Annotated in this window: 19 protein-coding genes; 4 read left to right on the top strand and 15 right to left on the bottom strand. The window is 54.4% G+C overall.

What is annotated here, in order from left to right:
• The first annotated feature begins 229 nt into the window (after positions 1-229).
• Complete coding sequence (gene tyrS / locus MC50_RS23070) at positions 230-1,504, top strand: tyrosine--tRNA ligase (RefSeq protein WP_032687404.1); 1,275 nt, start codon at positions 230-232, stop codon at positions 1,502-1,504.
• Positions 1,505-1,565: 61 nt separating this feature from the next.
• A complete protein-coding gene (pdxY, locus tag MC50_RS23065; RefSeq protein ID WP_047665012.1) occupies positions 1,566-2,426 on the top strand; it encodes a pyridoxal kinase PdxY in 861 nt (286 codons plus the stop codon).
• A 46-nt stretch (positions 2,427-2,472) separates the two neighbouring features.
• Here the strand turns inward: pdxY and gstA are convergent, their stop codons facing one another.
• The 13 genes from gstA to blr form a co-directional block, all read right to left on the bottom strand.
• Positions 2,473-3,075, bottom strand: a complete 603-nt coding sequence (gene gstA, locus MC50_RS23060) for a glutathione transferase GstA (protein WP_032687409.1) — start codon at positions 3,073-3,075, stop codon at positions 2,473-2,475.
• A gap of 105 nt (positions 3,076-3,180) precedes the next feature.
• Complete coding sequence (gene dtpA, locus MC50_RS23055; protein WP_032687410.1) at positions 3,181-4,686, bottom strand: dipeptide/tripeptide permease DtpA; 1,506 nt, start codon at positions 4,684-4,686, stop codon at positions 3,181-3,183.
• A gap of 599 nt (positions 4,687-5,285) precedes the next feature.
• Positions 5,286-5,921 (bottom strand): endonuclease III, encoded by a 636-nt coding sequence (nth, locus tag MC50_RS23050; RefSeq protein ID WP_032696038.1) that lies wholly within the window; start codon positions 5,919-5,921, stop codon positions 5,286-5,288.
• Complete coding sequence (locus MC50_RS23045) at positions 5,918-6,622, bottom strand: electron transport complex subunit E (RefSeq protein WP_032696039.1); 705 nt, start codon at positions 6,620-6,622, stop codon at positions 5,918-5,920. Before MC50_RS23045 ends, nth begins: the two co-directional genes overlap by 4 nt.
• A 3-nt stretch (positions 6,623-6,625) precedes the next feature.
• On the bottom strand, positions 6,626-7,246 hold the full coding sequence (gene rsxG / locus MC50_RS23040; RefSeq protein ID WP_046852357.1) for an electron transport complex subunit RsxG: 621 nt from the start codon (positions 7,244-7,246) through the stop codon (positions 6,626-6,628).
• A 9-nt stretch (positions 7,247-7,255) separates the two neighbouring features.
• The gene (gene rsxD / locus MC50_RS23035) at positions 7,256-8,308 is read right to left on the bottom strand and encodes an electron transport complex subunit RsxD (protein ID WP_047665011.1); all 1,053 of its coding nucleotides are present in this window, start codon (positions 8,306-8,308) and stop codon (positions 7,256-7,258) included.
• Positions 8,309-10,591, bottom strand: coding sequence for an electron transport complex subunit RsxC (rsxC, locus tag MC50_RS23030; protein ID WP_047665010.1), 2,283 nt, complete (start codon positions 10,589-10,591; stop codon positions 8,309-8,311). It abuts the gene before it with no gap.
• Positions 10,584-11,162, bottom strand: a complete 579-nt coding sequence (gene rsxB, locus MC50_RS23025; RefSeq protein WP_047665009.1) for an electron transport complex subunit RsxB — start codon at positions 11,160-11,162, stop codon at positions 10,584-10,586. Before rsxB ends, rsxC begins: the two co-directional genes overlap by 8 nt.
• Before the next feature lies 1 nt (position 11,163).
• On the bottom strand, positions 11,164-11,745 hold the full coding sequence (gene rsxA, locus MC50_RS23020) for an electron transport complex subunit RsxA (RefSeq protein WP_004862649.1): 582 nt from the start codon (positions 11,743-11,745) through the stop codon (positions 11,164-11,166).
• A gap of 79 nt (positions 11,746-11,824) precedes the next feature.
• Entirely contained in the window at positions 11,825-12,265 is a 441-nt protein-coding gene (locus tag MC50_RS23015; RefSeq protein ID WP_047665008.1) for a DUF2569 domain-containing protein, read from the bottom strand.
• Between the two features lie 68 nt (positions 12,266-12,333).
• Entirely contained in the window at positions 12,334-12,549 is a 216-nt protein-coding gene (gene ydgT, locus MC50_RS23010) for a transcription modulator YdgT (RefSeq protein WP_032687419.1), read from the bottom strand.
• 217 nt (positions 12,550-12,766) lie between these two features.
• Positions 12,767-14,137 (bottom strand): GH1 family beta-glucosidase, encoded by a 1,371-nt coding sequence (locus MC50_RS23005; RefSeq protein ID WP_047665007.1) that lies wholly within the window; start codon positions 14,135-14,137, stop codon positions 12,767-12,769.
• A gap of 126 nt (positions 14,138-14,263) precedes the next feature.
• Positions 14,264-14,413 (bottom strand): division septum protein Blr, encoded by a 150-nt coding sequence (gene blr / locus MC50_RS23000; protein WP_071999979.1) that lies wholly within the window; start codon positions 14,411-14,413, stop codon positions 14,264-14,266.
• Positions 14,414-14,602: 189 nt separating this feature from the next.
• Between blr and MC50_RS22995 the strand changes: the two genes are divergently transcribed.
• Positions 14,603-15,643: an oxidoreductase gene (locus tag MC50_RS22995; protein ID WP_047665006.1), complete on the top strand. Its 1,041-nt coding sequence runs from the start codon at positions 14,603-14,605 to the stop codon at positions 15,641-15,643.
• A 36-nt stretch (positions 15,644-15,679) separates the two neighbouring features.
• Here the strand turns inward: MC50_RS22995 and add are convergent, their stop codons facing one another.
• A complete protein-coding gene (add, locus tag MC50_RS22990; protein ID WP_046852362.1) occupies positions 15,680-16,681 on the bottom strand; it encodes an adenosine deaminase in 1,002 nt (333 codons plus the stop codon).
• A 258-nt stretch (positions 16,682-16,939) separates the two neighbouring features.
• On the bottom strand, positions 16,940-18,472 hold the full coding sequence (dgcJ, locus tag MC50_RS22985) for a diguanylate cyclase DgcJ (RefSeq protein WP_052135808.1): 1,533 nt from the start codon (positions 18,470-18,472) through the stop codon (positions 16,940-16,942).
• 510 nt (positions 18,473-18,982) lie between these two features.
• Here dgcJ and metQ point away from each other — a divergent pair.
• A complete protein-coding gene (gene metQ, locus MC50_RS22980; RefSeq protein WP_032696049.1) occupies positions 18,983-19,798 on the top strand; it encodes a methionine ABC transporter substrate-binding lipoprotein MetQ in 816 nt (271 codons plus the stop codon).
• The last annotated feature ends 31 nt before the right edge of the window (positions 19,799-19,829 follow it).

The following is a 19,829-nucleotide window of genomic DNA, read 5'->3' as shown; positions in this document are numbered from 1 at the left end:
GTTGTGTTAAGCGCTGGTGCTGGATGGGCTGGCGCTTTATTCTATAGACTTCATTTTTCAAGCTGCGTCTTTGTTGGCTGTGCCGGCTTATTCCGGCCGTTTGCTTGCGTAAGTCTCCGTACTTGCCGCCTTGAGGCAACTTGAATGATTTTGCATAGATGTTTTTTTTCGCGTCTGGCGAAAAGTCGTGTACCGGCAAAGGTGCAGTCGTTTATACATGGAGAATTTGATGGCAAGCAGTAACTTGATTAAACAATTGCAAGAGCGGGGGCTGGTAGCCCAGGTGACGGACGAGGAAGCGTTAGCAGAGCGACTGGCGCAAGGCCCGATCGCGCTCTATTGCGGCTTCGATCCAACCGCTGACAGCTTGCATTTGGGGCATCTTGTTCCATTGTTATGCCTGAAACGCTTTCAGCAGGCAGGCCATAAGCCTGTGGCGCTGGTGGGGGGAGCAACCGGTCTGATTGGTGACCCGAGCTTTAAAGCCGCCGAGCGTAAACTGAACACCGAAGATACCGTGCAGGAGTGGGTGGATAAAATTCGCAAACAGGTCGCGCCGTTCCTCGACTTTGATTGCGGTGACAACTCGGCCATTGCCGCGAATAACTACGACTGGTTTGGCAGCATGAACGTGCTGACCTTCCTGCGTGATATCGGCAAGCACTTCTCCGTAAACCAGATGATCAACAAAGAAGCGGTTAAGCAGCGTCTGAACCGCGACGATCAGGGCATCTCGTTTACCGAGTTCTCCTATAACCTGCTGCAGGGTTACGACTTCGCGTGTCTGAACAAGCTGCATGGCGTGGCGCTGCAGATTGGCGGTTCCGATCAGTGGGGCAATATCACCTCCGGCATCGACCTGACCCGTCGTCTGCACCAGAACCAGGTGTTTGGTCTGACCGTTCCGCTGATCACCAAAGCCGATGGCACCAAGTTCGGTAAGACCGAAGGCGGCGCGGTATGGCTGGATCCGAAGAAGACCAGCCCGTACAAATTCTACCAGTTCTGGATCAACACCGCGGATGCTGACGTTTATCGCTTCCTGAAGTTCTTCACCTTTATGGACATTGCCGAGATCAATGCGCTGGAAGAAGAAGATAAAAACAGCGGTAAGGCCCCGCGCGCGCAGTACGTGCTGGCCGAGCAGGTCACCCGTCTGGTACATGGCGAAGAAGGGCTGGTAGCAGCAAAACGCATTACCGAAAGCCTGTTTAACGGTAATCTGAGCGACCTGAGCGAAGCCGACTTCGAACAGCTGGCGCAGGATGGCGTGCCGATGATTGAGCTGGAAAAAGAGGCCGACCTGATGCAGGCGCTGGTGGATTCCGAGCTTCAGCCATCGCGTGGCCAGGCGCGTAAGACTATCGCCTCTAACGCCGTCACCATCAACGGTGAAAAACAGTCCGACCCGGAATATGTATTTAATGACGGCGATCGTCTGTTTGGTCGCTACACCTTACTGCGTCGCGGTAAGAAAAATTACTGTCTGGTCTGCTGGAAGTAATTGCGTAAAGGCAGGGGCGTGGGAAACCACGCCCCTTATTTTTTGCTGTCAGGTACACAAGATGAAGAACATCCTCGCCATCCAGTCCCACGTTGTGTTTGGTCACGCCGGCAATAGTGCCGCAGAGTTTCCGATGCGCCGCCTTGGCGCGAACGTCTGGCCCCTTAATACCGTTCAGTTCTCCAACCATACGCAGTACGGGAAATGGACCGGTTGCGTGATGCCGCCTGCGCATCTGACCGAAATCGTTCAGGGGATTGCTGATATTAATCAGCTGCAGCGTTGTGATGCGGTATTGAGTGGCTATCTGGGCTCCGCCGAACAGGGTGAACATATTCTCGGTATCGTGCGTCAGGTAAAAGCGGCCAATCCGGCGGCGAAATATTTCTGCGACCCGGTGATGGGACACCCTGAGAAAGGCTGCATCGTCGCACCCGGCGTGGCGGAGTTTCACGTCCGCTACGCGCTGCCGGCGAGCGACATTATTGCCCCCAACCTGATTGAGCTGGAAATCCTCTGCGGTCATCCGGTGGCGAACGTTGCACAAGCCGTCTTAGCCGCGCGCGAGCTGATTGCGCAGGGTCCGCAGGTGGTGCTGGTTAAACATCTTGCCCGCGCCGGGTTGAGTATGGACCGGTTCGAAATGCTGCTGGTGACGGCTGATGAAGCCTGGCATATCAGCCGCCCGCTGGTGGATTTTGGCCTGCGTCAGCCGGTTGGCGTCGGCGATGTCACCAGCGGATTGCTGCTGGTTAAACTGCTGCAGGGGGCTCTGCTTCGCGATGCGCTGGAGCATGTGACCGCGGCGGTGTATGAAATTATGCTGGCCACGAAAAATATGCAGGAGTACGAGCTGCAGGTGGTTGCCGCACAGGAACGTATTGCGCAGCCGGAGCACTACTTTAGCGCCACGCAGCTTTAACCTTAAAACTGCCCGGCCTCGCAGCCGGGCAGATAATGTCTGGCGATTAAACCCCTTCCGCCGCCAGCGCCGCGGCCACCGATGGACGAGCGGCCACGTGTTTCATCCAGGCCTCGATATTGCTGTAACCTGTCATATCCAGCTTCACGGCCCTGGTCCAGCGCAGTACGGTAAACAGGTAGCCATCAGCGATGGTGAAACGATGCCCGTTCAGCCACTGCTTCTCCTTCAGCGACTCATCAATATAATGCAGCTTCTTCTCCAGCTGAGCGCGCACGATCGGTTTGTAATCTTCCGGAGTGTCCGGGCGGAAAAGCGGCGTAAAGCTTTTATGCAGTTCCGTCGCGACATAGTTCAGCCACTCCAGTGTCTGGTAGCGCGCAATGGTGCCCACCGGCGCCAGCAGCTGGCGATCCGGCACCTGATCGGCAATGTATTGCATAATGGCGACGCCTTCCGTGAGCAGGATATCGTCGTCAAGGAGCAGCGCCGGAACCTGTCCCTTCGGGTTGATCTGCAGATAGTCCTCACCGTTTTCCAGGCGCTTCTTCTGCAGGTCGACGCCTTGTAAGGTGAAGTCCAGTCCGCTTTCGCGCAGGGCGATATGTGATGCAAGGGAACAGGCGCCGGGTTTGTAGAACAGTTTCATCAGTAACTCCTCGTGGCTGCAGTTTTCTGTATGTTAGCCCAGGGGTAAAAAAAAAGCCGCTAACAAAACGTTAGCGGCCTAAATTTATTGGTTTTCCCGAAGCGCTTAAGCGGTTGCCGTATCGCGAGCTTTGCTCACTGAGTCGTCATCCTGGGTCATGCGGTTCAGTTTCGGTGCGATAGCAAACATCAGCACGGCGATAACTGCGGTAGCAATACCAATCTGCAGGAAGACATGGCCATATACGGCAAGAGACTGCAGCGGATCGGTCACGTTCTCCGGAACCGCCATCAGGTTGGCGACTTTACCGGCGATGATAGCGGCGCCTGCGGTAGTCAGGAACCAGCTGCCCATGATAAAGCCCATCAGGCGCTGCGGTACCAGCTGTGCCACCATCGCCAGACCCAGACCGGAAATCATCAGCTCACCGATACTCTGCAGCGCGTAGCTCAGAATCAACCAGTTAACGGAGACGATACCGGCATCGGTTGCAAATTTGGCGCCCAGCGGCAGAACGAGGAAGGCCAGCGAGCACAGCACCATGCCGATCGCAAATTTGTGCGGCATTGGCAGACGGTCGCCCATCTTGTTATAGATAGCGGCCAGAATCGGGCTGCCGATCATAATCCAGAACGGGTTCAGCGCCTGGAACTGTTCAGGCTGGAAGTCAATGCCCAGAATGGCGTGCTCAACGTTGCGGATAGCAAAGAAGTTCAGTGAAGTCGGCATCTGGCTGTAGAGGACGAAGAAGACGATCGCCTGAACCATCAGAATGAAGGCAACAATCATCTTACGACGCGCAGCCCCTTTCATCGCAATAGCTTCTTTCGCAAAAATAATCACGATACCCAGAGCCACCACGCCCAGCACCATACGGGCAATGCCCTGGTTGTGCAGCAGCCAGGTCGCAATCACCACCAGGACGATCACGCCGACGATGGTCGCCAGCAGTTTACCGAAGTGTACCGGGGCAAAGTCAGGCTTCGAACCGTAGTTTTTTACCCATTTTTTGCAGAACATGAAGTTCACCAGGGTAATCAGCATCCCGACGAAGCTCAGCGAGAAGGCGATGCTCCAGCCAAATTTCGCCGCCAGCCACGGGGTAGCCAGCATAGAGAAGAAGGAACCGATGTTGATGGACATATAGTACATCGTAAATGCGCCATCAAGACGCGGGTCATCTTTCTCATAGCAGGTCGAGAGCAGGGAAGACGGGTTAGCCTTAAACAGGCCGTTACCGACGGCGATAGTCGCCATACCCATATAAACGATAGCCGCGTCGTGTCCGGAATACGCCACCAGGGCGTAGCCGATAGCGAGGACGATGGTCCCCAGCATAATCACACGCTTAGTACCGAGCACTTTATCGCCCAGCCAGCCACCGATAGCCACGAGGCCATAAACCAGCGCGCTGAAGGAGGAGAAGAGAGTAATAGAATCCGCTTCTGACATACCCAGCTGTTTGACCAGGTAAACGGCCATGATCCCTTGCAGGCCGTAATAACCAAAACGCTCCCATAATTCGATCGAGAAGATCAGATAGAACGATTTCGGTTGTTTGAAAGCGTTCAGACTCACGCTTTCTGCTGGTTTATTGTTTGCAGTTGACACATATACCTCTTTTTTTACATCCCATATTAACGGGGGGTGTTCGGGGCGCAATCTGATAAGACCGCCGCCTTTATAGTTATTCTGGAGGGAAAACGGGAAGTAATGTTCACTATCCTGGCCGTTCAGGCAAGCGTTTTGTAATACTCTGTTACATATATCTTGGGCGTTATAATACGCCAGTCATTCAAATGTTATACAGAGTTAAATTTCACCTTTTTCACATTGGTGGTATTTTTATCTGTCGGGACGGGAAAGGGATCGGATAATGGCGATATATTCTGCTGATAAGCCTTGAACATAGTGATATAGCCCATAATCCTAAAAAATGATGGGGTATTGTCCTGGTAAGTGGTGCTCTGCTATTGGAAATACTGGCTTTCCTTATCATTGTTGCAACAATAATTTAACATTAAGTTGCGTGGATGATCTGGATCACAAATGTATAGAAATTTTTTCGCCACAAAAAATGATTAACCTGGATGAACGTTATATAGGCGGTTAATTGTCCTGTAGAGTGCGGAAATAGTGGCGTTAAAGGCAGGGGATTAGCGCAAAGGACAGAACCATTACCACAAGCAGGGTAATGGTTTGTCTGAATGTTATTCGTAGACTTTCTCTTTAAACTCGCACAGATCTTCAATCAGGCAGGAGCCGCAGCGGGGTTTGCGCGCAATACAGGTATAGCGGCCGTGGAGAATAAGCCAGTGGTGACAGTCGACTTTAAATTCGGCGGGAACGACCTTTAGCAGTTTTTCCTCCACCTGTTCAACGTTCTTCCCGGGGGCAAATTGTGTCCGATTGCAAACGCGAAAAATATGCGTATCCACGGCAATCGTCGGCCAGCCGAAAGCGGTATTCAGTACCACGTTGGCAGTTTTACGTCCTACGCCGGGAAGCGCTTCCAGCGCCGCTCTGTCCTCGGGAACCTCGCCATTGTGCTGCTCAAGCAGGATCCGGCAGGTTTTAATGACATTTTCAGCTTTGCTGTTAAATAACCCGATGGTTTTGATATACGATTTGACGCCATCAACACCCAGCGCCAGCATGGCTGCCGGCGTATTCGCTACGGGATAGAGCCTGGCCGTGGCTTTATTCACGCTGACGTCCGTCGCCTGCGCCGAGAGCAGTACGGCTATCAGTAATTCGAACGGCGAGCTGAAATTCAGCTCCGTTGTGGGGTGCGGGTCGTTATCCCGCAGTCTGGTCAGTATTTCCAGACGTTTGCTCTTATTCATCCCAGACTTTCCCTGTGCGCATCAACCGGCGCGGCTTGACTCGCTTCAGCTGCCTTTGCTTTACGCTGTTTGGTTCGTTCATCAATCAGGTATTTCACCGCCAGCATCATCCCTAAACCGATAAAGGCGCCCGGCGGCAGCATCGCCAGCAGGAACGGCGTATCGGTATGGAATACTTCGATCCGCAGCGCTTTCGCCCAGCTGCCCAGCAGGCTATCGGCACCATCAAACAGCGTCCCGTTGCCGAGGATTTCTCGCAGCGAACCGAGCACAAACATCGCGCAGGTCGCCCCCATACCAATGGAGAAACCATCCAGCGCCGACAGCGCCGGCCCTTTTTTGGCAGCGAACGCTTCGGCACGACCGACCACGATGCAGTTGGTCACAATCAGCGGAATAAAAATCCCCAGAGACTGATACAGACCAAATGCGTAGGCGTTAATCAGCATCTGTACGACGCTCACGACCGAAGCGATGATCATGACATAAATCGGGATACGAATTTCAGCCGGTGTCCAGCGACGCAGGCTGGAGATGGTCAGGTTGGTCAGCGTCAGCACCAGGGTTGTCGCCAGTCCCAGCCCTAACGCATTGGTGGCGGTAGAGGTCACGGCGAGGAGGGGGCACATGCCTAACAGTTGTACCAGCGCGGAGTTGTTTTTCCACAACCCCTGAACAATAACGTCTTTGACTTCGCTCATGGCTTACTCTCCACAGGACGTGAGTTCGGGAATCTGTGCGGGCAGCGTTTGCGCGTACAGGCCGGCACGCTTAACGGCGTTGACCACCGCGCGTGGGGTAATAGTGGCGCCGGTGAACTGATCGATATCACCGCCGTCTTTTTTCACGGCAAAGTGACTGTCGCCGGGGCCATGAATGACTTTACCCGCAAAGTGGGTTATCCAGTCAGACAGGCGAAGTTCAATTTTGTCGCCAAGGCCGGGCGTCTCATGATGCTCCGTCACGCGGGTTCCAAGTACGGTGCCTTTGAAGTCGGCGGCAACCAGCAGCTGAATCGCACCGGAGTAACCATCGGGGGCGGTCGCTTCCATCACCACCCCGACAGGGGCGTCGTTATTTTTGGCAATCCAGATCTTATGCTGACCTTTACCGAGCGGTGGCGCAGCGACCAGATAGCAGCTCTGTAGCAAATCGTTATTATAGCGGTCCGCAGGCAAAACCTGATTGAACAGCGCTTTTTGCTGCGTCGCCGCCTGCTCAGCAATCGTCGATTTCGTCAGCTCATTGATGGCCGCGGTTAACCCGGTAGAGCCGGCGGCAAAGAGCGCCAGCGTAATGCCGTGTTTGCGCATGCTTTTTAACATCATCGGTCCTCAGCGGTGGCCATAGACGCGCGGGCGCGTGTAGTAGTCGATTAACGGAACGGTAATGTTCGCCAGCAGCACGGCAAAAGCCACACCGTCAGGATAACCGCCAAAGCTGCGGATGAGCCACACCAGCAGACCGGCGAGGGCGCCGAATATCAGGCGGCCGCGGTTGGTGGTGGAAGCGGTAACCGGATCCGTTAAAATAAAGAATGCGCCGAGCATGGTCGCGCCGGAAAGCAGATGAATCTGCGGGGCAGCGAAGCTCTGCGGTGAAAACATCCAGCCCAGGGTGGCGCAGAGGGTCAGGCTAAGCAGGAAGCTCAGCGGAATATGCCAGCGAATAGTCTTCTGCCAGAGTAAAAACAGACCGCCGAGCAGATAGGCGATATTGACCCACTGCCAGCCAAGACCGGCCAGCGCGCCGCCGTAGATCGGGTACTGCAGGATCTCCTTCACCGCGTGACCGGCATGCAGCGACGTTTTAAACGTATCCAGCGGCGTGGCCTGGCTGATGCCATCGATCCCCAATCGCAGGGCGTTCATATCGTTACCGCTGGCGGTATGGCCGCTAAAAATAACCTGCAGGGCGTCGGTGAAGCCTGGCACGGTGGCCGCAATCTCATGCGGCGGCAGCCAGGAGGTCATCTGCACCGGGAATGAGATCAGCAGCACGACATAGCCAATCATTGCCGGGTTAAACGGGTTGTGGCCCAGCCCTCCGTACAGCTGCTTGGCAATAATAACGGCAAAGGCGGTACCTAAAACGACCAGCCACCAGGGCGCCAGCGGCGGAATACTGATGGCCAGCAGCAAACCGGTCAGCAGCGCGGAGTTATCGGCAAGCGTGGCGGCAATATTCTGTTTCCGCAACCTGAGGATGGCGGCCTCTGTCGCCCAGGCCGTGAGGGAGGCGAGAACGAGCTGCACCACGGTTCCCCAGCCAAAGAACCAGGTCTGAACCGCGATGCCGGGTACGGCTGCGAGCAGAACCAGCAGCATAATCCGTGAGGTCTGACGCTGGTTGTGGGTATAAGGAGAGCTTGCGATTCTGAAAACCATTTATTCCTCGTTAACTGCCTGCCGGGATGCTTTCCTGGCCTGAACGCGGGCGATTGCTTCGGCGACCGCGGCTTTACGCGGGTCGTCGTTGGCGGCTGACTGGGTCATCTGCTGCTGCTGCTCGGCCTTGCGGGCCTTCGCGCGGGCGATAGCCGCTTCAACGGCCGCTTTACGCGGGTCGACGGCTTCGGCGGCGGGCTGCACGTCAGCTGGTGCGGCGGCGGCCTGCTGCTCGGCCTTGCGGGCCTTCGCGCGGGCGATAGCCGCTTCAACGGCCGCTTTACGCGGGTCGACGGCTTCGGCGGCGGGCTGCACGTCAGCCGGTGCGGCGGCCTGCTGCTCGGCCTTGCGGGCCTTCGCGCGGGCGATAGCTGCTTCAACGGCCGCTTTACGCGGGTCGACGGCTTCGGCGGCGGGCTGCACGTCAGCCGGTGCGGCGGCGGCCTGCTGCTCGGCTTTGCGGGCCTTCGCGCGGGCGATAGCCGCTTCAACGGCCGCTTTACGCGGGTCGACGGATTCGGCGGCGGGCTGCACGTCAGCCGGTGCGGCGGCCTGCTGCTCGGCCTTGCGGGCCTTCGCGCGGGCGATAGCCGCTTCAACGGCCGCTTTACGCGGGTCAGCAGCCTCGGTGGCAGGCTGTCCCGTTTGCTGATCCTGCTGCGCCAGCTTGCGGGCGCGGGCCTCGGCCTTACGGGCTTCGCGGGCGGCGATCGCTTCACTGTTATCCGGTTTTGCTCCGGCCTGGACAACGATCGGCTGGGCGGCATCGCGTTGTTTTTCGCGAACCCGGGCCAGCGCCGCGTTAATCGCCGCATGATCTTTCGCGGCCGGTTGAACAGCAGACTGTTTGTGGCGTTCCAGACGAGCGGCTTTGTCCCGCTCCAGACGAGCCTGGCGGGCCTCAAAGCGGGCTTTGGCCTCCGCCGCGCGCTTTTCTTCCTGACGGATAGCCGTAATCTCGGCCTTTTCCTGACGGAAATATTGTACCAGCGGAATATTACTCGGACAGACCCAGGCGCAGGCGCCGCATTCGATGCAGTCGGCCAGGTTATGGGCGGTGGCTTTATCGTGCTGCTGGCCTTTGCTGAACCAGTACAGCTGCTGCGGCAGCAGATCGGCCGGACAGGCATCCGCACAGGCGCTACAGCGAATACAGCCTTTCTCTTCCTCGGGGTCGCCCATTTCGCTTGCCGAGGGCGCCAGCAGGCAGTTGGTGATTTTGACCACCGGAACGTCAAGCCACGGCAGGGTGAATCCCATCAGCGGGCCGCCCATAATGACCATCTGTTCGGCGCTCGGGCAGAAGCCGGCATCTTCCAGCAGATGGCGAACCGGGGTTCCCAGTCGTGCCCACACGTTGCCCGGACGGGTAACCGCCTCGCCCGTGAGGGTGACAACGCGCTCGGTGAGCGGCTCACCGTCGATCACCGCGCGTTTAACCGCATAGGCGGTCCCGACGTTTTGCATCAGCACACCGATGTCCGACGAGCGGCCGCCGTGGGGAACCTGTTTGCCGGTGAGGATCTGCGTCAGCTGCTTCGCGCCGCCGGACGGATACTTGGTGGGAATCACCCGCAGTTCGATACCGTGAGTATCGGCAAGGACTGCCCGCATCATTGAGATGGCCTGCGGTTTATTATCCTCAATCCCGATCAGCACCTGACGCGGTTGTAAAATATGGGCCAGAATGCGGATGCCGGCGATAATTTGCGCCGCGCAATCCTGCATCAGGCGATCGTCGGCGGTAATATAGGGTTCGCATTCAGCGGCGTTAATAATCAGGGTTTCAATTTTGTCGCCGCCGCCGCGTAATTTGCTGCCGGTCGGGAATCCCGCGCCGCCCAGCCCGGCCACGCCGAACTGATGAATACGCTCGATAAGCTCTTCGCGGGTTTTGTTTGCGTAATCACTCCAGCCGTCACGCTCAATCCACCGGTCTTCACCGTCGGCATCGATAATGACGCTCATCTCGGCGAGGGCGGAAGGGTGAGCGGTCGAGTGTGGCGCGATGGCGCTGACGGTACCGGAGGTCGGGGCATGAACCGGCAACATTCGTCCCCAGCCGCGGGTCAGCGGCTGACCACGCAGTACGCGATCGCCGGGCCGCACGCAGAGCTCACCCTCAGCGCCGATATGCTGTTTTAACGGGATCACAAACTGCTGCGGCAGGGAAACCTGGCGCAGCGGCGTACCGTTAGACTGGCTTTTCATTTCAGGCGGGTGAATACCGCCGTTGAAGTCCCAGACTTTATCTTTTCTGAAAGCGGAAAATAGCTTAAACATGTTGTTCCACAGGAATATTGCGTACTGGAATAGTGTGCAGGTCCCACTTCCAGTTTTCAGTGGTCGTCGCGACAGGAACCATCTCGATACATTGCGTCGGGCAGGGCGCGACACAAAGATTACAGCCGGTACAAAGGTCGCTCATCACTGTGTGCATTGCGCGAGTTGCGCCGACAATCGCATCAACCGGGCAGGCCTGGATACACTTTGTGCAGCCGATACAGTTATTTTCGTCAATGATCGCGAGCATGCGTGCCGGCTCGAGTTGTTGTTCATCGCCATCGATGGGCTGCGGGTCGACGTTCAGCAGAGCGGCAATTTTTAGCATCACCGCTTCACCGCCAGGAGCGCAGCGGTTGATTTTCTCACCCTGAGTGCCGACGGCCTCGGCATAAGGACGACAGCCGGGGTAGCCGCACTGTCCACACTGACTCTGCGGGAGAAGCTCATCGACTTTTTCAACAACGGGATCATCTTCCACTTCAAACCGACGGGAGGCGTATCCCAGAATCACGCCAAAAATGAGCCCCAACAGGCTAATGGCGATCACGGCTATCCAGACTGCACTCATATTACAACTTCACCAAACCACTAAAGCCCATAAAGGCCAGCGACATTAAACCGGCAGTTACCAGGGCAATGGCATTACCACGAAACGGCGCAGGCACATCTGCAACCACCAGGCGTTCGCGAATAGCGGCGAACAGAACCATCACCAGCGAGAAACCGACCGCGGCGGCAAAGCCGTAGAGCGCGGACTGCAAGAAGTTATGCCCGAGGTTAATATTCAGCAGCGCGACGCCGAGCACCGCACAGTTGGTGGTGATCAGCGGTAAGAAAATACCGAGCAGTCGATACAGGGCAGGGCTGGTTTTGCGCACTACCATCTCGGTGAACTGCACCACTACCGCGATAACCAGGATAAAAGCCAGGGTACGCAGATAGATCAGGTTAAGCGGGATTAGAATCCAGGTATCAATCAGCCAGGCGCAAATTGAGGCCAGCGTCATCACAAAGGTGGTGGCCAGTCCCATCCCCATTGCGGTTTCCAGTTTTTTGGAAACCCCCATAAACGGGCACAGTCCAAGAAACTTCACCAGCACGAAGTTGTTCACAAGGACAGTACCAATAAAGAGCAGTAAATAATCAGCCATCAACTCGACCTGAAAACAGAAAAAGCCGCCTATTATCGAATAAATCGATACCGGCGACAACAGGTTAACTGTGGGGTTATTACGAATTCACGAAGGTTCGCTTAACCCGTGCGGAACGTTTGAAATAGGGGACTAACAGCGCCGCGGCGAGAAGCGGAAACAGCAGCTGGCGCAAGGCCATCACGTCTGATATGGGTGAAAAAGCAAAGGCCTTTATCGCCAGCAGCAGAGAGATGAGCAGCCAGATAATATAGTGCTTTGGTACGCTGCTTCGCCGTTTGAAAAACGCAATGGTTAGCCACAGGGTATAGTACCACATGGCGAGGGCGAACAGCAGCGACCCCACCCAAAGCAGGAGGTGCCCTGTGCTCATCTCCGCCAGCAGGGCGTAGGTCCGGGAGCTCATCAACGCATTAGCAAAGATTAACAGCGACAGCGAAGTGCTAAGCAGAGCAACCAGTAGCCATGCGAGCGGCGCCAGCAGCCACCCGCCGATACGTTCTGCAGAGTGAGAAGACATGATTTCTCCCGGATTCAATCAAAATGAAGAGCGGGAGTATAAGCAACTGGCATGGCGGAGAACAGTTTTTATTGCACGTAACGCCAGACGGATTTCGGAACCTGCCCGACATCGAACAATTTACCGCCAGAAACCAGCTCTGCCCGGCGGTGATCGGCAGCGCGATACATGTTGACGATTTCCGCGGTGTCGGTCAGAGAATAGTTAAGATGGTCAAAAAGTTTTTCAAGGCTTTCAAGGGAGCTGATTTTACGGAATTTTAATAAGTAGTCCTGAACGGTCATTTGCGTTTCCATTTTATAATCGGAATAAACAAGTCGAATATTAACAACTGTCGGTAAACCATCATTCAACAAACAGTGCCTTCTTAACGGGCCGGATGAAATTATTTAGGTTGTAAATACTAAAGACAAGAAATGATTTCATTCCTGAGGTAGTCAAAAGAAATTTAAGAATATTCTAGAGCTAAATCAGGCGCCGGGCGGCGCCTGGGAGAGAAGATTAACGCTGTTTGCCCCGGCTGGCAATCACGTTTTGATACCAAAAAAAGCTCTTTTTCCGTTTACGGGCGAGCTCCTGCTGATGATCAACATACACAAAACCGTATTGTTTTTGGTAACCGTTCAGCCAGCTCAGCAGATCAATAAAGGACCAGGGATAATAACCGCGGACATCGGCCCCGGCTTCGAGGGCCTTTTCCAGCGCATTAATATGGCTGCTGAGATAGTCGATACGCGGATCGTCAACGACTTCACCATCAATAATCGGATCTTTTGCGCCTAAACCATTTTCGGTGATGTAAATGGGAATATCGCCGTAGCGGTCTTTGATCATCATTATGCCGTCGGTTAACCCCTGCGGCCAAATCTCCCAGCCCCATTCGGTATAGGTGCTCTGCGGGTTGCGCACGAAATAAAACAGACCTTCGACGCCCGGTTCACCGCCGCTGAGTCCCTCCTGAGGTCGGGCTGAGACGGTCTCACGACGATAATAGTTCAGACCAATAAAATCGCAGCGGTTGTCGCGCAGCAGCGCGTCATCGCCGGGAGCAAACTGCGGGACCCCCCACAGGGACTGGGTCTGCTGTAAAAGCGACTCGGGGTAATGGCCTTTTAACACCGGATCGTATAGCCAGTGTGTATGTATCGCGTCCGCCATGTCGCTGGCCTGGCGATCTGCTGCGCTGTCGGTGAGCGGCGTATGCGGCTGCAGGACATTCACGAATCCAATCTCGCCATGGATACCGCTTTCGCGAAACTGTTTCACCGCCATCGCGTGGGCAATAAAAACGTGATGACAGGCCTGGATGGCGCGCGCCGGATCGCGCACCGCCGGCGGATGGCAGCCGTTAATATAGCCGTGTCCGATGAACACTATGGTTTCGTTGAAGGTTGCCCACAGCTTTACCCGGGAACCGTAGCGCGCGTAACACAAGCGGGCATACTCGGCGAACGCTTCGGCGGTGCTTCGCGCTTCCCAGCCCCCTTCATCCTGTAGCGCCTGCGGCAGGTCCCAGTGATAGAGCGTAATCATCGGCTCGATATTGTGAGCCAGTAGCTCATCGATCAGATCGCTATAAAACCGGACGCCCGCTTCGTTAACTTCACCACGGCCATGAGGCAGCAGGCGAGGCCAAGAGATAGAGAAACGGTAGCTTTGCAGGCCCATTTCGGCCATCAGGGCAACGTCTTCGCGAAAACGATGATAGTGATCGACGGCGACATCACCATTGGTGTTTTCGAATGTCGCGCCGGGTTGATGGGCGTATATGTCCCAGATTGACGGGCCTTTACCGTCGGCATCGTGACCGCCTTCAACCTGATAGGCTGCGGTGGCGGCGCCCCAAAGAAAATGTTGCGGAAATGCGGCCATGAAAAACTCCTTATCGAATGATAAAGAGAGTGTAGTGAATGCGTTTAGCCGTGTGCAACCGGTTTCTGAAACCGGTTGCACACTTGCGAAGTGGGTCACTGTTTAGCATCAGCAGAGGCTGACAGGCTAATGGGACAGGGAGCTTGTTTGCACAGCATTAGCCGGAGGCGGGGATTGGTAGTTATCAATGTGGTGAGCGATAACCAAAAGCAGGGCTGAAACGCCAAATACAACCCAACCAATAAGTTCTACAATTCGGTTAAAAACGTTTGCCATAATCCTGAAATTAAAAGTTAAAACAGACGTAAATGTTACTAAATGGTGAGAGTAACGCAAGGGCTGACGGATGAGTATTGTCACGATTGCTGTAAAGGTGAACGCTTGAGAAGCATAAGCAAAGCTAATAAATCAATTGAGGCTTATAGTTATCAGAGGGCAAAAATCCTTGAATGAGAGGGCTGCAAGATGAGTGACACTATCCGGGTGGGGATGATTGGCTACGGATATGCGAGTAAAACTTTCCATGCGCCGTTAATCAGCGGTACGCCGGGAATGACGCTGGCCGCGGTGTCCAGTAGCGATGAAAGGAAAGTCCAGGCCGACTGGCCCCAGGTGAGCGTGGTGGCCGAACCTGCAGACTTACTGAGCAACCCTGATATTGATTTGGTCGTCATCGCTACGCCAAACGATAGCCATTTCCCGCTGGCAAAAGCGGCGCTGGAAGCGGGCAAGCATGTGGTCGTGGATAAACCTTTTACCGTGACACTGTCACAGGCTAGGGAGCTGGAGGCCGTGGCCAGGCGCTGCGGCAGACTGCTGTCCGTTTTTCATAATCGCCGCTGGGATAGTGACTTTCTGACACTGAAATCGCTGATTAACGAAGGCCTGCTGGGCGAGGTGGGCTACTTTGAATCGCACTTCGATCGCTATCGTCCGGAGGTTCGTAACCGCTGGCGCGAACAGGGCGGCCCGGGAAGCGGAATCTGGTACGATTTGGGACCGCACCTTCTTGATCAGGTCGTCAATTTATTTGGCCTGCCGGTCAGTATTAGCGTTGATTTGGCGCAGCTGCGTCCGGGCGCCCAGGCGACCGACTATTTCCACGCCGTGCTGGCATATCCTCAGCGCCGGGTGGTGTTGCACGGCACGCTACTGGCGGCAGCAGAAACCACGCGGTATATCGTCCACGGTTCCCGGGCAAGCTATGTTAAATATGGGCTGGACCCGCAGGAGGAGCGGCTGAAAAATGGCGAGCGGTTGCCGCAGGAGGACTGGGGATACGATATGCGTGACGGGGTACTGACACGGGTTGAGGGGGAAGAGCGCACGACGGAAAACTGGCTCACTCTGCCGGGTAACTACCCGGCGTACTATGCTGCCATTCGCGACACCCTCAATGGCAGCGGCGAAAATCCGGTGCCTGCCAGCCAGGCGATTCAGATTATGGAGTTGATTGAGCTCGGTCTGGAGTCGGCGAAACATCGCGCCACCCTGAGTCTTATCTAAAGCCTCTGCCCGGCAGCGAGGCCGCCGGGCGGGGGGTCAGGCCTGCTGCACGCGCTGAATCAGCGCCGCTTTTTCCTGATTGCTGAGAAACGCCAGTTCCAGACCATTGATTTGCGCCTGGCGAATCTGATCGCGACTCAGGCCGGCTGCCGGCGCGGCCACGGTGTATTCGTGAATGATGTCGATACCTTGTACCGCCGGGTCGTCGGTATTAATGGATGCCAGCACGCCGTGTTCAAGGAAGGTTTTAAGCGGATGTTCAGCCAGTGATGCCACGGTGCTGGTCTGGATATTGGAGGTCAGGCAGGACTCAATACCGATACGCTGCTGCGCAAGGTAATCCATCAGGGCCGGATCCTGGACGGCTTTTACGCCATGTCCGATGCGCTCAGCTCCCAGCTCCCGTATAGCCTGCCAGATGCTTTCCGGCCCGGCCGCTTCGCCGGCATGCACGGTAATACGCCAGCCGGCATCGCGAGCCAACGTAAAGTGTTGCATAAACAGAGTGCCCGGGAAACCGAGTTCATCACCCGCCAGATCCAGGGCGGTAATAGCGTCGCGGTGGGCAAGCAGCGCGTCCAGCTCTTGCTGGCAGGCCGCTTCGCCGAATGTCCGGCTCAGAATACCAATCAGGCGGGTTTCGACATTAAAATCGCGGCTGCCTTCACGTACGCCGGCAATCACCGCTTCAACCACGCCATCGACCGGCAGCTGGTGGGTCATTGCCATATAGCGCGGCGAAAAACGCAGTTCAACGTAGTGGAGACCATTGCGCGCCGCATCCTCAACGTTTTCATACGCAACGCGACGACAGGCTTCCAGCGAGGCCAGAACTTTTACGCCCCAGTCCAGTTTGGCGAGGAAGCTGACCAGATCGGGTTCATTACTGGTGACCTGTACATGTGGGATCAGCGTGTCGAGCGAGGTCGCTGGAAGGGGGATATTGAACTGGCGGCCAAGATCGAGAATGGTTTGGGCACGAATATTGCCGTCAAGGTGGCGGTGAATGTCGGTTAATGGCAAAGTTAAATCAATCATGGTCGCACTCATTTTTTAGTTAAAGTGCACGTCATTATACAGCAATTCTTTAACTCTTTAAAAGCATTGAAAAAATCCAGTGGATACAATCATCTGTCAGACGCGCGATCGGTTTTAAACGCCCGCAGGATCGTCTGCTGGTCCCGTCAAAGCCCCGGGCGCCGATCGATACCGCTCCAGTCCCTTTCTGCTGAGGTCAAGAGACTGGACGACGGGATCCGAAAGGACAGGGTCTCCTGCGCAGAGGCGAAGCAGCGGCTATTGCGCAGCTTCGCCATATTTATTTCTTTTGTGAACGTACAACAGCTTATCGGATTTTTTGATCGCGCTCTCAAGAGAATCGCCTGGCTTTAATGGATAGTTGCCATGTGAAAATGAGACCCGCGGGTCTTTATCCGTATGGCGTAAGTTTTCTTTGATTCGGGCGATGATTTCTAAGCTCTTCGCGTAGTCGGTATCGATAAGAATTAATAGAAACTCATCGCCGCCAGGACGGATGCCATAGTCACTTTTACGAAGGGACTGCTCGATGGCCTGGCCTAATGACTGGATGACTTTATCGCCCATATCATGACCGAGCGTGTCATTGATCCTTTTCAGACCATCGCTGTCGATAGATACCAGCGTAACAGGAATGTTCTTTTTCAGCATTGCGTCGATTTTATTACTCAAGGCCTCGTTCAGTATTTTTCTGTTATAAAGGCCAGTCAGCGTGTCAGTAATATTATCTTTGGACAGTTCAGCATGGCGTGTCATTTGTTTTTTGGTGTAGCGACAAAGTAGCCAGGTGCTCATAACGTAGATAAATGCCAACCATAAGTTGTCGATGATAAAATAAATAAGATCTAATTTTATATTTAGTAAGTAGATCGGAGTTAAATGTTCCTGGTACTGTATAATATTAATCGATTTGATGGCCGAACGGTTAAAGTAAATATCACTGGCGGTCACTTCATCCGTTAAGTACAGCGACAGGAAGCGCCAGAGTATCGGGCGGTCCGCGGTGTAAAAGGCCGTGGCTAAATCGTCAATATTTACATCGGTGACAATGATTCCTTTGATTTGTCCATTTTTAAAAACCGGGGTTAACATGCTGATAATGTTTTTTTTAGTATAACCGTCCCGATAAACATGGGAAGTGACATTTTCTCCATGAAGAAAATCGTTTAATGCCCGACGATCAATGCTGATGATGTGGGCGCTACGGGTAATATCGATGGCATTATCATTGCGGACCTGCCAGTTATCAAATTTGTATTGGTTGGCGGCAATGGGTTTGTTAATGTAAATATAGTCATTATCCAGATCGATATAATACCTGAGGTTGTTGAAAATATACCCGCGATAGCTGGAGAAAGTATATTTTGACGCCGGGAGGTGGCGATCGTTTTGAATAACCGAAAGCGATGGAACATCCCTGACCCAGCTACGACAGTCCGGATTCCGGGTTTGCAAGGTCCCGTTTAAACCATGAAATGTCTGCCTGGTAAGGTTTAATCCCAGTACGCCATTGACCGATTCAAGATGTGCGCAAATGTCGTCCCGCTGAATCCTTTGCTCGTCTGACGATGAGGGGGCAGCAGAAAAAGCTCTGGAAAGCTGAAACGCCATATTCTGATTGATGTATTCCGCATGGGAGAGTGCAGATTTCCCATTTTCAGCCACGTAGCTCATATATCTTTCCAGATCGCGGTATTCACGGATGATGAAACCGATGAAGATCGCCGTGGTCAGAATCACGATCAACGTATTGATATACCTGAAACGCATGGAAAGCGTGTTGGTGTGCATTCTCAATGACCTGTAAACCTGCAGTCGTGATAACCCAGGCTCAATAGCGCGCAATCGCTGGCAACGAACCCGAATGTCAATGGCTCAATAAATGAGAACAGTAACGAGAAAGGGAAGACATCGGAAATATTGCTGCCTACCGGGTTTAATATTCATGAGTCAGCCTCGCGGCGCTGGCATTACCATCGCCTGTTGCGCATACCCGCGCCCGCGCAGCGGATGCAACACTGTTCTACCCGGGTTCGTTGGTATTATCTTGCATGGAAATCCGTGACCTCCGCCTGAAATTTTAATCTGCATTAGCCTTTTTTACCAGTGACTTAATCCATAATATCGCGCCTGCTGCGCCAGGCGACTCCTCGCCATCCTTAACCATGAGACGGGCTCATAGCCAATCGCTATAAATCATAGTGAATCAGTCTTTAATATCGTCAATGATATTTTCTATAGTCTCAGACGCTAATTTTCCTGCTATGAGCGGCAGGCTATTTTAAAAAGGACTCTGGGATTATGGTTTTCACGCTGAAGAAGTTTGCTGTTTCATTGCTTGTCGCCAGCACCTCGCTGCTTGCCGCCTGTGGCCCCGCCGGGCAGGACCCGAACCATATCAAAGTGGGTATCAGTGCGGGGGTCGATCAGCAGGTATGGGCGGTGGCGCAGAAGGTGGCGAAAGAGAAATATAACCTTGATGTCGAAGTCGTCACCTTTAACGATTTCGTTTTGCCAAATGAAGCGCTGAATAATGGCGATCTGGATATCAACGCTTTCCAGCACAAACCGTACCTGGATAAACAGATCCAGGAGCGCGGTTACAAGCTGGTTGCGGTAGGGACGACATTCGTCTATCCGATCGCCGCCTACTCGAAGAAAATACACGCCATTAATGAGCTACCTGAAGGGGCTCAGGTAGCCGTGCCAAACGACCCGACCAACCTCGGACGTTCCCTGCTTTTGCTGCAAAAGCAGGGACTGATTACCCTTAAAGATGGGGTGGGGCTGCTGCCAACGTCATTAGATATTGTGAACAACCCGAAGAAGCTGAAAATCGTCGAGATTGAGGCGCCGCAGTTAACTCGCGCGCTTGACGATCGGCAAATTGCGCTTGCCGTGATTAATACGACATTTTCCAGTCAGGTAGGGCTCTCGCCTACCCGTAACGGGCTTTTCATCGAAGATAAAAATTCACCCTACGTCAATATCTTCGCCAGCCGGATTGATAACAAAGACAGTGCAAAGGTGAAAAACCTGGTGAAAGCGTATCAAAGTGATGAAGTCGCCGCTGCCGCAGCGGAGCTGTACAAAGGCGATGCGGTAAAAGGCTGGTAGTCGGTATGGCATCAGGCCGGCGGCGGGAGTG

Origin of the sequence: Klebsiella planticola (genome assembly GCF_000783935.2) — a bacterium.
In the GTDB taxonomy this organism is placed as follows: domain Bacteria; phylum Pseudomonadota; class Gammaproteobacteria; order Enterobacterales; family Enterobacteriaceae; genus Klebsiella; species Klebsiella planticola.
The sequence above is the reverse complement of the archived record's forward strand: the minus strand, read 5'-3'. Positions and strand labels throughout refer to the sequence as shown.

Bases quoted from the DNA above. Each gene is read 5' to 3' on its own strand.
- dgcJ (WP_052135808.1), bottom strand. From the start codon at position 18,472: ATGCACACCAACACGCTTTCCATGCGTTTCAGGTATATCAATACGTTG.
- MC50_RS22995 (WP_047665006.1), top strand. From the start codon at position 14,603: ATGAGTGACACTATCCGGGTGGGGATGATTGGCTACGGATATGCGAGT.
- rsxB (WP_047665009.1), bottom strand. From the start codon at position 11,162: ATGAGTGCAGTCTGGATAGCCGTGATCGCCATTAGCCTGTTGGGGCTC.
- rsxC (WP_047665010.1), bottom strand. From the start codon at position 10,591: ATGTTTAAGCTATTTTCCGCTTTCAGAAAAGATAAAGTCTGGGACTTC.
- metQ (WP_032696049.1), top strand. From the start codon at position 18,983: ATGGTTTTCACGCTGAAGAAGTTTGCTGTTTCATTGCTTGTCGCCAGC.
- pdxY (WP_047665012.1), top strand. From the start codon at position 1,566: ATGAAGAACATCCTCGCCATCCAGTCCCACGTTGTGTTTGGTCACGCC.
- MC50_RS23045 (WP_032696039.1), bottom strand. From the start codon at position 6,622: ATGAGCGAAGTCAAAGACGTTATTGTTCAGGGGTTGTGGAAAAACAAC.
- nth (WP_032696038.1), bottom strand. From the start codon at position 5,921: ATGAATAAGAGCAAACGTCTGGAAATACTGACCAGACTGCGGGATAAC.
- ydgT (WP_032687419.1), bottom strand. From the start codon at position 12,549: ATGACCGTTCAGGACTACTTATTAAAATTCCGTAAAATCAGCTCCCTT.
- add (WP_046852362.1), bottom strand. From the start codon at position 16,681: ATGATTGATTTAACTTTGCCATTAACCGACATTCACCGCCACCTTGAC.
- rsxA (WP_004862649.1), bottom strand. From the start codon at position 11,745: ATGGCTGATTATTTACTGCTCTTTATTGGTACTGTCCTTGTGAACAAC.
- tyrS (WP_032687404.1), top strand. From the start codon at position 230: ATGGCAAGCAGTAACTTGATTAAACAATTGCAAGAGCGGGGGCTGGTA.
- gstA (WP_032687409.1), bottom strand. From the start codon at position 3,075: ATGAAACTGTTCTACAAACCCGGCGCCTGTTCCCTTGCATCACATATC.
- MC50_RS23005 (WP_047665007.1), bottom strand. From the start codon at position 14,137: ATGGCCGCATTTCCGCAACATTTTCTTTGGGGCGCCGCCACCGCAGCC.
- rsxG (WP_046852357.1), bottom strand. From the start codon at position 7,246: ATGTTAAAAAGCATGCGCAAACACGGCATTACGCTGGCGCTCTTTGCC.
- blr (WP_071999979.1), bottom strand. From the start codon at position 14,413: ATGGCAAACGTTTTTAACCGAATTGTAGAACTTATTGGTTGGGTTGTA.
- rsxD (WP_047665011.1), bottom strand. From the start codon at position 8,308: ATGGTTTTCAGAATCGCAAGCTCTCCTTATACCCACAACCAGCGTCAG.
- MC50_RS23015 (WP_047665008.1), bottom strand. From the start codon at position 12,265: ATGTCTTCTCACTCTGCAGAACGTATCGGCGGGTGGCTGCTGGCGCCG.